Raw genomic sequence first — 11243 nt, forward strand, 5'->3', positions numbered from 1 at the left:
ACCGGGCATGATAGTCCATTCCACGCGCTGATTCGTCAGCATGTACTGGTCCTGGCCGCGAACGCTGGCCACAAGGATCACCTCTGTTCCGACGGCGGCCGCCGTTTCCTGCGGCACGACCGTGAATTCTGAACAGTCTCCAGGAAGGATGGGGCCCGGGACTTCTCGGTAGTATTCCCCGGACGCAGCAGGGGGTGGGGCGGTGCCGGGAACGGCGGCTGGCGGAGGGGTGGTTGCAGGGGCAATGCATCCGCCCACCACAGCGGCAAGGAGCACGAAGGAATACCGTGCGCTGTGGTGCCACGGGCAGGAACCGCAGCTAGGCGGAGCACTCCACAGTTTCATGGATCTTTCATAAATGCGGGACGCCGCTCCTGTTTATGGTGCGTTCACGCGTGGCCAACGGGTTGGCCTCGCCGGAGCCCGGTTCGCAATCCGCTGTCGCGAGTCAAGTTTTTCTGCAGACCTGGACAATCGTGTCGCCGCGGGAATTTTTGTCGAACACTAGCCCGGCCGAAAGATCGTTGCACCGCCGTGCCTGTCTTCGAGCTGGCGCCTTCGGGCGTAAAACGTTAACTATCTAAAACGCTAAATGTCGGAGAGATTTCCTTCCGGCAAACACCGTCCAGCAACGAGCACCACCAGGGAAGTGCTCTCCGAGGCTGAACCTCCCGCCTGTGGGCTAGGATCGAAACCTCTCCCCGCGGCTGTTCACACAAGTTCCAAAAGGCGCGAATACTCCGATGACCGGGAAATCTCGGACGCATCATAGGCGATTTGTGAAAAATCGTGAAGAGCAATTTTGGTAAACTGCGCGGTGTGTATTGAATAGAGGGGAACCCGTCCAACGAGGTGGCTCAGTTTCCCTTTATTGCCTTGTCTTTGCCAGTTGCCTCATCTCAACAGTGTCGCTCCAGGCGAGTTTTTGGTGTGGAGTGAGCGTAACGATTGTGACGATTTTATTGAGAACGGGACCGGCGTGTATCCCTGCCCACTTGGCATTGACCCGGCGGCCAGCCTCAAGGACAATCCCCCGCCGGGAAACAACTGCAACCTGGCTACGGAATGACTTCCAACAAGATCAGGACCTGCCCTCATGAGGACCTTCCGCTACATCCTCCATCGGATCGCAAGTTCGCCCCTGGTTTGGGGGGGAGCATTGTTTGCCGCCTACCTCTTCCTCGTTAAGTCTGCTGACTGGCCGGGAGCAGACTTTCTCCGCCGATACACAACCGGGCACCCCATCGAATACATCGAGACGCTCCTTTTCTTCCTCGGATTGAGCGCCCTTGCGTCCAAGGGATGGCGCGTGGCGGGAGAATGGGCGCACCTGGCGTCTTTGCAGGCTGGAAAGTCGCTCCGCAATACAACTCTTCAAGAGCTCTTGGAGGCGGTCGATGCCCACGCGGGGGCTGCCAGAGAGAGCACGTTCCTGCGTCATATCAGGGCGGGCATCCTCTACGTCCAGCGGCGGCACTCGAGCCGGGGGCTGGACGAGTATTTGAGAGAGCTTGCCCAGGAAGAGGCCGAGAATCGCCGTGCCGACTACGGATTTGTGCGGCTTGTGGTCTGGGCGATCCCCATTCTGGGATTTTTGGGAACAGTGGTGGGGATCACGCTGTCCCTGGGGAACCTTTCTCCCCAACAACTCGAAGAAACGCTCCCCACGGTTATGGGGGGACTGATGGTGGCCTTCGACACAACGGCCCTCGCGCTGGCCCTTTCCATGATTCTCATGCTCGTCCAGTACGCGGTGGATCGAGCAGAGCAAAGACTGGTGGCGGTTGTTTCCGACCGCGTGCAGGAGACACTGCTTCCCGTATTGGCCGACGAATCCGCGGGACATCAGGACACGGAGGTGCGGCAGGCGTTAAGGGATATCGTCCAGGCATGCGAAGAACTCGTACACATCCAGATCGAACTGTGGCAGCAAGCCCTCAAAGAGCGGGACGAAGCGATAAGGGGATTATGGGATCGCACCGGTCAAGCACTGGAACAGGCCATGGCCCGTGCCCTCGATACCACGGCCGAGCACCATGCCCATCGCTTGCAGGAGATGGAAAAAGCCCATCTCCAACTGCTGGCTGGTTGGGCGAAAAATGTGCTGGAGCCGCTCAACGTCCAAATGAACTCGGTGGGTGAGGTGCTCCGTCGATCTGCCGAGGTCCTTGCGGAGCTGGAAAATCGCCTCCGCGAGGACTCGGTGGCGTGGCGAAGCCTTGGTAAAGGTGTCGGAGAACTGGCCGAACTGCAGCGGCTTTTGGAGCAGAATCTCTCGGCTGTGGCATCGGCCAAGCATTTCGAGGAGGCTTTGGCAACCCTCGCGGCGGCGGCCAATCTGCTGAGCGCGCATCTTCACCGGCTTCCCGCCGATGGGGGCCCGAGGTCGGAGGTGCATCCCCCCAAGGCGAAGGCAGCATGAAGCGGCGATCGCGGCGCTCCATTTTGGGGAGCGACAACCCGGTTTCTCTGTTTCCCTTCCTCGCCGTGCTCATTTGCACGATGGGGGTGCTCATACTCCTTCTTGTGATCCTTGTCCGACAGGCCCGGTTGAAGGCCGTGGCTCAGGCTCGGGCGGCGAGGGTGGGTTCGGTGGCTGAGGAGGCCCTACCCTCTGCGGAGAAGCTGCGCCAATGGGAAGAAGATCTCCAGTGGCAGGAAGAGCAGCTCCGTGCCAGCCGTGATCAAACACAACAGCAACTGACGGAAGCGAGGACCCTGTTGGGACATGTGGAGGATTCCCTCCGCCGTTTGCGGGACGAAGGGATTCTCTGGCAGGAGAAGTTGCGTCAGCTCGAGGCCCTCCAGCAAACGGCGGGTATGGAGCGAAAATCGCTCATTGAATCGCAGGAAGCAGAACTGGCCGAGTTGCAGAGAAAGATTGCCGATCTGAAGCGGAAAATAGAGGAGGCGAAGCGGCAGCCGTCGGCTCGGAGTTACGCGATCATCCCCTATCAGGGACCACACGGCACGCGCCGCCGGCCTATTTATCTGGAATGCCGAAGCGACGGCGTGTATCTGCAGCCGGAAGGAATTCGCTTTCCCCCAGAGGACTTTCTTGGGGCACTGGGACCGGGAAATCCTCTCGACGCGGCGCTGCGTGCGGTACGCGAAGAATGGCTGGCACGCCGCGAATTTGACCCGGACAAGGACGGCGAACCGTATCCTCTCCTCATCGTTCGCCCCAGCGGAATCGAAGCGTATTATGCAGCCCGGGCGGCGATGATGTCGTGGGGCACGGAATTTGGTTATGAACTTGTGGAGGACGACTGGACCCTCTCCTACCCGCCACCGGATCCCCGCCTGGCGCAGGTGGTCCAGGATGCCGTCGCGTTGGCGCGACGTCGCCAGGAATTCCTGGTTCAGTCGGCCCCAGGAAAATACGGCAGCCGACCTCGCCGCTTCCGACCGGCACCCTACGTGGGTGGAGCCGTTGAAGATATTTCTGAAGAAGACGCGTCCAGCAATGCCGCGAACGATCCGATGCTCGCCCGGTGGCAGCAGAAAACGCGTTGGGGCGGCGCGAACAACCGCGAGATTTCCGGCCCTGGGTCAGGAATGAGAGGTTCGGCGGAAGAAAACCAGGCACAACCGCCGTCCGGTGGTGTGCCCACGAGTGCCGAGTTCGTTGTGACGGACCAACCCGTGCCGTCTCAGGGTTCGCGGGGTTCAGCCGCCAGTCACCCCATCCCAGGTATCGCGAGGCCGCATGATTCAAACCCTGCTCGCGGCGGAGGGGGCGATAACCAGGTCACGCCGTCTTCGGCGGATGGATCGGCTTCCCGTGGCGAGGCGGGCACGGCGTATCCGGAATCACTTCGGCCGTTGGCAGACCGCCACGGCGAGGGCTGGGCTCTCTTGCCACATGATCGGGGCATGATTCCTGTCACCCGGCCGATCAAAATCGAGTGTTTTCCTGACCGGTTTGTCCTGGTTCCGGACAATCCTCTCATGGCCGCTCGGGTATTTTTGCTCGATCAGGGGCCCGAAACAGCCGTGGAAGACATGGTGAAGGCCATCAGAGAATACATCACGAGTTGGGGAATGGCGGGCCGAGGGATGTACTGGCGTCCCATTCTTCGGGTTCATGTGGTACCGGGTGCGGAAAAACAGTTTGACATGTTGCAACGGCTTCTCGCGGGAAGCGGGTTGCTCATTGAGAAGGTGCCCGAGGTGAAGTGACCAGGGTGGGTGAGGCGTTCATCGAAAGGGTTGACTGAAAACGGCCTGGAGCAGCACGACAGGACGACGTGTCATGGAGGACCAGTACAGCGCCGGATACGATTCGTTCCTCGACACCGTGACCAATATTGTGGGCATTCTCATCATCCTGGTCATGGTGGTCGGAGTGCGGGCGCAACACGCGCCGGTCAATCTCGTTTTACCGGAAGATCCCACGCTGAAGGAACGCGAACTGCGAATGGAGGAACTGCAACGACGGTCCGCGCGTCTGGTTTCGTTGCGCAAGGACATTCTGGAACTCGCTGAAAAAATCGAGCAAACAAGTGTCGAAATTAAAGCACGTCTCGCAGAACGCGATCGGCTGGCCCTGGTGGTGGGATTATTGAAAAAGGAGTACGAAGAAAAGTCCAGCCAGCTTAGTGGTGACGCAACCCGACAGCAGGAACTTGTACGGGCCCTGGCGGAGGCACACGAGGAGCTTTCACGACTGGAGCGGGAGGCTGCTGCCCAGCAGGACCGGACGGAAGTTGTTCAACTCGTCAACTATCCGACCCCGCTGGCAACTCCCAGTGATCATGAAGAGATCCATTTCGTGATTGAAAAAGGGAAGATCACTTACATCCCGCTTGATCGTCTGCTGGAAGAACTCGTCGCCGATGCCCGCCGAAAGCTTTATCGCCTGCTGGAAGTACCGGAAATCACAGGAGTCGTGGGGCCAATTGGTGGATTCAAAATGGAGTACTCGCTCGTGCGTCGTCACGTGTCGGGCACCCCGGGCGACGGCAACATGATGACAGGGGCCTACGCCCAACTCCGTCAATGGGTCCTGGTTCCCACCGGCATTGGTGGTGAACCGGTCGATCGCGCGCTGGAGGAGACATCGGAGTTTCGCAGGCGTTTGGCTGGCTACCGGCCGGACAAAACGGTTGTCACCCTCTGGTGTTATCCAGACGGCTTTAAAGACTTTCGTCGGCTGAAAGATTTTCTTCATGAGCGTGGCTACTCGGTGGCTGGCCGACCTCTTCCCGAGGGTTTTCCGATCATGGGGTCTCCCGCAGGCACGAAATCGGCTGCCCAGTGACTGGTGAACCGCTAAAATCGGCCCAAGCGGCCCGTCGTTTCGAAGAGGTGCCATCCGCAACTGGGCAACTTGCGGGACTTTTCTTGACTTTCCCGGCGACTGTGTGTTTGTTTAGAGTGTAACCACACAGGAAAAGGAGGGGACGTCCACCATGGCGCCAGCCATCAAGCCGATTCCGCTCAACCGTGCGATCCCACCGTTTTATGTGGGAATCGATCTCGGCGGGACAAGCACCAAACTGGGATTGGTCGATGATTTAGGTCGGCCGGTTTGCCATTCCCGAGAATTTCCCACGCTCGTGGAGAATGGTCCCCAGGATTGGATTCAGCGGATCAGCGAAACGACAAGCGAAATGATCCAATCTTCGGGGTTGGAACCCACCGAAATTGCACGAATTGGGCTGGGCTGCCCGGGCATCCTCGATTTGCGAACGGGCGTCATGGTCAATCCCACCAATTTCCCTGGCTGGGGAGGCTTTCCCATTCGGGATCGCCTCGCCGACGCCTGTGGAATGCCGGTCGTCATGGCCAACGATGCCTCGGCGGCCGCTTACGGGGAACTGTGGATCGGTTCAGGCCGTGGTTTTCATAGCCTGGTGTTCCTCACTTTGGGGACGGGCGTGGGGTGCGGCGTGATCATCGGGGACCTGATCATCGAAGGAGAGCATGGACACGGTACCGAATGTGGGCACATTCTCGTGGATCCCTCCGACACGGCACCTGTTTGTTCTTGCGGGAAGCGCGGCCATCTGGAGTCGTTTGCGAGTGCGACAGGCCTGGTGCGCCGGGCCAAAGAAAGGATGGCCGCGGGCAAGGCACCAGCTCTGGCAGAACGTGTCGCCCAGGGCGAAAAGCTGACTCCTCTTCTTATCGCCCAACTCGCTGAGAACGGTGACAAACCTTCGATAGAGTTGGTTCTGGAGACCGCCTATTACCTCGGGCTGGGGATTGTCACTCTCTTGCATACTTTCGATCCGACGGGCCTTCTATTGGGTGGGGCGATGACATTTGGCGGTATGAAGTCCCCTGTGGGACGACAATTCCTCCAGCGCATTCGGGAGGAAGTGCGGGAGCGGGCCTTTCCCACTTTGGCGGAAAAAGTCGTGATTCGATTTGCCGCATTGGGCGGGGATGCCGGTTTCATTGGCGCGGCAGGGATCGCCCGTCTTGAGCAGCGCAAACAGCGATGAGATCGGCGAGTTGCGTTTGCCCTGAACTTGTCGCCTGTCCTGCTGGCTCATTCGAGTTCCACACGAGGATCGAGGATCGAGTATCCCAGGTCCACGAGCATGTTGGCACAGTACAGCAACAGTGTGAAAAGCAGGACGAGCCCCATGGCGAGGGTGTAGTCCCTCTGGATGGCCGCCTCGACAAAATGCATCCCCACACCGGGGACGGCGAAAATTTTTTCTACAACCGGAGACCCCGTGATGATTCCCGCCGTCGCCGGACCAAGGTAGGAAATGACAGGGGGCAGGGCCAGGGGCATGGCGTGCTTGAAGATCACAAGCATCGGCGCTACACCTTTGGCCCGGGCTGTACGCACGAAATCCTGATTAAGAACGTCGAGGAGGCCGGTCCGGACCAGGCGGGCGATCGACGCCGCGTAGGGTAATCCGAGGCTGATTGCCGGCAAAACGAGATGGGAGCCGCTGCCCCAACCGGCTGCTGGGAAGACCGGAATTAAAAACACCAAAAAAATGATAAGAATGCCTGCCAGGATAAAATTGGGGACCGCCAATCCTACCGTGGCGGCAAGCATCAGCGATCGGTCCCAGATGGTGTTCCGTGCTACGGCCGACACCACGCCCGCTGCAACCCCCAGTGTCAAGGCCAGCCCCAGAGCCGCAATTCCTAATGCAGCGGAAATGGGCAGGCCCTGCGCGATCACTTCATTGACTGTAAAATCGGCCATCCGGTAGCTGTAGCCGAGATCCCCCCGCACAACGTTGCCGAGCTCACGCAAATACTGCCGCCAGGCGGGCTCGTCGAGGTGGTATCGGGCGGCCAGATTCTTTTCAATCTGCGGATCCAGGCGGCGTTCACGGTCGAGTGGTCCACCGGGCACGGCACGCATCAGAAAAAAGCTGACCGTGAACACGACCCAGAGCGTGATCGCCAGCCAGATCAATCGGTTGATAAAGAACCTGAGAAACATCCTTCAGGCCGTAATCGCCACATTCCCCTGTTGTTGGCGGCAATCGACCGCCGTTGATTGGAAATGTGCCTCCGTCTCTGCTTCAACGGATGCCGCAGTGATCCAGGATTTGTTCAGGAGAGGCCCGATAGCCGCTGTAAAAAGGCCCGAAGTCAGCGTACCGGGCACTGGCCTCGTCGAATCGCATGCGGTAGACAATTTCTTTAAGATACTGGGGATTGCGCGCCCACAAAGTCACCCCCCATTCCCAGTCTTCCAGCCCGATTCCCACCGTCACAAGCTGCGTCACCCGACCGGCGAACTTCAGCCCGGTCTCGCCATGTTCGGCCATGAGGCGTTCCCGCTCTTCAAAGTTGAGCATGAACCAGTTTGCCTCGGGACGACGTCGTTTATTCATGGGGTAAAAACAGAAAGCCGGCCAGTCCGGCAGGTCGGGATTCAGACGTTGTTTCCGCATGATGTCATATCGTTTGGCGTATTGCGAGGTCCGTTGCACGAACTCGGGGCTTTCCGGAGAAAGCCCTTCCTTTTGCAAACGCTCCGCATAAGCCTCGGGAGTGGGCAGGTACTCCGAAACCTCTGTCAGGGAGATAAACGACCAGGTGGGAATAAGTGCCGCGCCCATCGCGCTCCCCATGAGGCGATGATGAAGTCCATCCAGCTTGAGCGGATCGGCATCCAGCATCATCAAACCGAAGTCAGCCTTGTGCCCCATGATGAGGTAGGTCTGAAGTCGTGCCGGCGCTGATTCCGCTGGAGGCGTCAAGACCTCGCGAAATTCCTCACAGGCTTGTGTCTTTTCGGCCGGACTGAGACGCTTTAAGGCTTGCCTGTCGAAACGGTAGAACCAGTGGTGGCAATGCCATCCCTCTTCCGGCTGGAGGGAAATGGCTGGGCGTGGTGCCGTTTCCGGATGTTGACTCATCATGGTAGGAATTGCCTCCTGGTTTCACAAACATCCGCGAGTAAACCTCACTTGACAGGGAGGTACAACCGTTGCGAATTTAGAATTCTTTCCGGCAACGATTCGGCGGGCAAGCGATCGGCCTCATGACGCGAAAAACGAGTTTGGTTGAAACAAGCACGCTTTTCTCCGCGCTACATGCCATAAGGGTAGGTCTCCAAATCCACAACACCACTTTGCCGAACGGCGCGAAGAGCCTTGGCATACTCAATGAGCAATTTTAAGGAATAGCGTAACCGCTGGCGAATGGTGGCATCTTCCGGGCTGGCCGGTGCTTCCCCATGCAACATCCGGCTGACGTTGCGGATAATGACATGTTCTGGGATATAGCAAATCCGCGTATTTTTGTAGCTGCTCAAGCGCAGTTCAGCCACAGGATAGCTGCCACCCAGCGAGGCCGATACCGTGATGATTAACCCAGGCTTGTGGGCAAGGACTTCCTTGTCGCACAGAAGGAAGAAATTCTTAAGTGCCGCCGGAACCATGCCCGACCATTCGGGTGAAATCACCACGAAGCCTTCACACGCCCGCAACTGTACCATGACTGGTTGGAGTAATTGTGCCCACTTGTCACTACCGCTCCACACGCCTTCATCCCAGAATGGAAACGGTGTGTCAGCGAGGTTCAGGAGATAGGTCTCCGCTACGCCCAGCTCGCGGAGTTGCTCTTTCACGTACCTCGCCACTCGGTGGGACTCGCCCTGCGGCCGATGGCTTCCCGAAATAATCCCAATTTTCATACGCAAGCCCTCTCTTGTTCGCGCGTTTCAGGGATGGCATCCTTCGTGATCAATATGGCCGTCGCAAGCCAGCAATTCATCTTGCTGGCCACAGCCGCTTGCAAAGCCGTGCGCGGTGAGGTTTGCTGGTTCGCAATTCTAAAGGAAGATCGACGTTCGGTGACAACCCCGGCTCGCTGATAGGGGCAAGCCGAGTGCGTAAAGGACGACAATCCTCGGCATAACTGCCGGCTGTTCGGTCAGCTCCATAACGGTCGAGGACGCAACACGGCCATCCACTCTGTGCCATCCGAACAAATCCGCTCTCCACAGTCCAGCGGTTCGGTTCCCTCCCCGCTTGACGTCCGCCGGTTGTATTGTACACTTGTACACGACGGACTCCTGTGTCAGTGTTGAACGAATCACCTATTGTAGGTCTCGGGTCAACGATGCCAGGCACCTGTCAGCAGCACGGGCCAGCGTGATGTGAATCGCAAGCAATCTGTATGTGGTGGCCGGGGCGATGGCCAGTCTCAATCGCGAGGCGTAACCCATGAATCCAACAGGATCGACGCAACGCACATTAACACCAAGGCAGCGTGAAATCCTCAACTTTATCAAGGCCAGCATTGAGCGACGTGGATATGCTCCGACGGTCCGCGAAATTGCGGCCCAGTTCAGCATCCGCTCGCCCAATGGGGTGCGCGGCCATCTGCGCGCTTTGGAGGCCAAAGGATTCATCGTGCGGGATGCGCATCGGTCGCGTGCCATTCGCGTGGCTGAATTCGCCCAATTGGGACCTCAGACCGGCAAACGTTCCTCACGATCGGGTTTGCCTCTGGTGGGGCGGATTGCCGCCGGTCTTCTCCATGAGGCGATCGAAAATGCCGAGACCTTCGACTTTGAGAGTCTTTTTAACAACAAGAACGGCGACTTGTTCGTGCTTCGAGTTCAGGGAGACTCAATGATCGAAGCACAAATCGCAGACGGAGATTACGTGATCGTTCGCCGCCAGGATGTCGCCGATCCGGGAAGCATTGTGGTCGCCCTGACGGACGAAAATGAAGCCACTCTCAAATACTGGTATCCCACCAAGCGCGGGGCAAAGCTCGTCCCGGCGAACAAGAATATGTCGCCGATCTTCGTGAGAAATGCACGCGTGCTGGGGGTTGTCATCGGGGTGGTTCGCAAACTCGATTGACGGGGCATGCCCCTGGCGGCGAGCAGCCCATCCCCGTGCCCACCTTTTCTGCCAAAAATGTCTTGCTGTTACACTCGTTTACGGACCCACCAACTTGGGCTAAGATGCAAACAGGATGTTGCATCGGTTGTTCGTCCGTTTCGGGGATTGCGGAAGAGAACGAGATGGGTTTTCGGTTTTTCTGTCCGCAGGGCCATATTCTGGAGGCCGAGGTCGACCAAGTAGGCCAGGCCGCCGCGTGCCCCTTTTGCGGGACGGCGATGCTCATCCCCCCGCCGAAGTCAGTACGGGAAACTGGCCCCGGGATCTCGTTGGCCCCGGCAAACGAACAACCGGAACTTCGCCAACCATCTGCCGTTGCGTCCCAGTTCGATTTCGCGCTCCCCGGTTCGGTGGATTCGCCGCGTATCGCTGCTACCGAATCTGCGCCGCCTGCCGAGAATGCTGCGGGGGTCGTAGAATCCGGGCCCAACTGGCCCTCCGTGCAACCCGCGGCAACCTTTCCGGCAAGCCAGGTGGCAGGTCCTGCGGTTTCGGCGACCGTCCCGGAGGTTTATCATATCCCATGCCCTCAGGGACATGTCCTGGAAACCCCCCGCGAGATGCTGGGCACCGACGCCATGTGCCCGTTTTGCCAGACTGTCTTTCATCTGACGTACGAAGCGAGTCAGGAGTACCAGGAGAAGCGTCGGCGGGAGATCGAACTTGCGGAACGGCGGGCGGCGCTGTTCTGGATTCGGCTGGCCATCGCTGCTGCGATCCTGGTAGTCGGTGGCCTTATTGCCATGATCATCCTTGCACCCAAGTGATCAGGACAGCCATGCTCCTATTCAAGAAAAAATTCCTTGCCGACATCCGGGAAGGGCGAAAGACACAGACAATCCGCGTGTGGAAATTTCGGCACATGCGTGCCGGACAGAGGAGCTACATACCGGGGGT

General features: G+C 58.6%; 11 protein-coding genes. 7 read left to right on the plus strand and 4 right to left on the minus strand.

The features are described from left to right. Positions 1–345 (minus strand): hypothetical protein (locus tag H5U08_RS03065; RefSeq protein WP_297029971.1); only part of this gene is annotated, 345 nt, incomplete at its 3' end. 583 nt (positions 346–928) lie between these two features. On the opposite strand from H5U08_RS03065, the gene H5U08_RS03070 reads away from it, so the two are divergent. The 5 genes from H5U08_RS03070 (at position 929) to H5U08_RS03090 (ending at position 6452) form a co-directional block, all read left to right on the plus strand. Next, positions 929–1069 (plus strand): hypothetical protein, encoded by a 141-nt coding sequence (locus H5U08_RS03070; protein WP_297029974.1) that lies wholly within the window; start codon positions 929–931, stop codon positions 1067–1069. A gap of 27 nt (positions 1070–1096) precedes the next feature. Then, complete coding sequence (locus tag H5U08_RS03075; RefSeq protein WP_297029975.1) at positions 1097–2422, plus strand: MotA/TolQ/ExbB proton channel family protein; 1326 nt, start codon at positions 1097–1099, stop codon at positions 2420–2422. Further along, positions 2419–4182: a hypothetical protein gene (locus tag H5U08_RS03080; protein ID WP_297029978.1), complete on the plus strand. Its 1764-nt coding sequence runs from the start codon at positions 2419–2421 to the stop codon at positions 4180–4182. Before H5U08_RS03075 ends, H5U08_RS03080 begins: the two co-directional genes overlap by 4 nt. 73 nt (positions 4183–4255) lie before the next feature. Beyond that, positions 4256–5263, plus strand: coding sequence for a hypothetical protein (locus H5U08_RS03085; RefSeq protein WP_297029980.1), 1008 nt, complete (start codon positions 4256–4258; stop codon positions 5261–5263). Between the two features lie 151 nt (positions 5264–5414). Then, entirely contained in the window at positions 5415–6452 is a 1038-nt protein-coding gene (locus H5U08_RS03090) for an ROK family protein (protein ID WP_297029982.1), read from the plus strand. A 47-nt stretch (positions 6453–6499) separates the two neighbouring features. On the opposite strand, the gene H5U08_RS03095 is transcribed toward H5U08_RS03090, so the two are convergent. The 3 genes from H5U08_RS03095 to H5U08_RS03105 all read right to left on the minus strand — a co-directional run bounded on the left by H5U08_RS03095 (position 6500) and on the right by H5U08_RS03105 (position 9124). Continuing rightward, positions 6500–7420 (minus strand): ABC transporter permease, encoded by a 921-nt coding sequence (locus H5U08_RS03095; protein ID WP_297029984.1) that lies wholly within the window; start codon positions 7418–7420, stop codon positions 6500–6502. An 82-nt stretch (positions 7421–7502) separates the two neighbouring features. Next, positions 7503–8348 (minus strand): hydrogen peroxide-dependent heme synthase, encoded by an 846-nt coding sequence (hemQ, locus tag H5U08_RS03100; protein ID WP_297029986.1) that lies wholly within the window; start codon positions 8346–8348, stop codon positions 7503–7505. A gap of 170 nt (positions 8349–8518) precedes the next feature. Then, a complete protein-coding gene (locus tag H5U08_RS03105) occupies positions 8519–9124 on the minus strand; it encodes an NAD(P)H-dependent oxidoreductase (RefSeq protein WP_297029988.1) in 606 nt (201 codons plus the stop codon). A gap of 532 nt (positions 9125–9656) precedes the next feature. On the opposite strand from H5U08_RS03105, the gene lexA reads away from it, so the two are divergent. Continuing rightward, positions 9657–10304: a transcriptional repressor LexA gene (lexA, locus tag H5U08_RS03110; protein WP_297029990.1), complete on the plus strand. Its 648-nt coding sequence runs from the start codon at positions 9657–9659 to the stop codon at positions 10302–10304. A 164-nt stretch (positions 10305–10468) separates the two neighbouring features. Further along, a complete protein-coding gene (locus H5U08_RS03115; protein WP_297029992.1) occupies positions 10469–11113 on the plus strand; it encodes a hypothetical protein in 645 nt (214 codons plus the stop codon). Positions 11114–11243 lie beyond the last annotated feature (130 nt).

It is taken from the genome of Thermogutta sp. (genome assembly GCF_014359955.1).
In the GTDB taxonomy this organism is placed as follows: domain Bacteria; phylum Planctomycetota; class Planctomycetia; order Pirellulales; family Thermoguttaceae; genus Thermogutta.

Excerpts from the sequence above, each read along its gene's own strand:
- H5U08_RS03075 (WP_297029975.1), top strand. The coding sequence starts at position 1,097 with ATGAGGACCTTCCGCTACATCCTCCATCGGATCGCAAGTTCGCCCCTG.
- H5U08_RS03080 (WP_297029978.1), top strand. The coding sequence starts at position 2,419 with ATGAAGCGGCGATCGCGGCGCTCCATTTTGGGGAGCGACAACCCGGTT.
- H5U08_RS03085 (WP_297029980.1), top strand. The coding sequence starts at position 4,256 with ATGGAGGACCAGTACAGCGCCGGATACGATTCGTTCCTCGACACCGTG.
- H5U08_RS03090 (WP_297029982.1), top strand. The coding sequence starts at position 5,415 with ATGGCGCCAGCCATCAAGCCGATTCCGCTCAACCGTGCGATCCCACCG.
- H5U08_RS03095 (WP_297029984.1), bottom strand. The coding sequence starts at position 7,420 with ATGTTTCTCAGGTTCTTTATCAACCGATTGATCTGGCTGGCGATCACG.
- hemQ (WP_297029986.1), bottom strand. The coding sequence starts at position 8,348 with ATGATGAGTCAACATCCGGAAACGGCACCACGCCCAGCCATTTCCCTC.
- H5U08_RS03105 (WP_297029988.1), bottom strand. The coding sequence starts at position 9,124 with ATGAAAATTGGGATTATTTCGGGAAGCCATCGGCCGCAGGGCGAGTCC.
- lexA (WP_297029990.1), top strand. The coding sequence starts at position 9,657 with ATGAATCCAACAGGATCGACGCAACGCACATTAACACCAAGGCAGCGT.
- H5U08_RS03115 (WP_297029992.1), top strand. The coding sequence starts at position 10,469 with ATGGGTTTTCGGTTTTTCTGTCCGCAGGGCCATATTCTGGAGGCCGAG.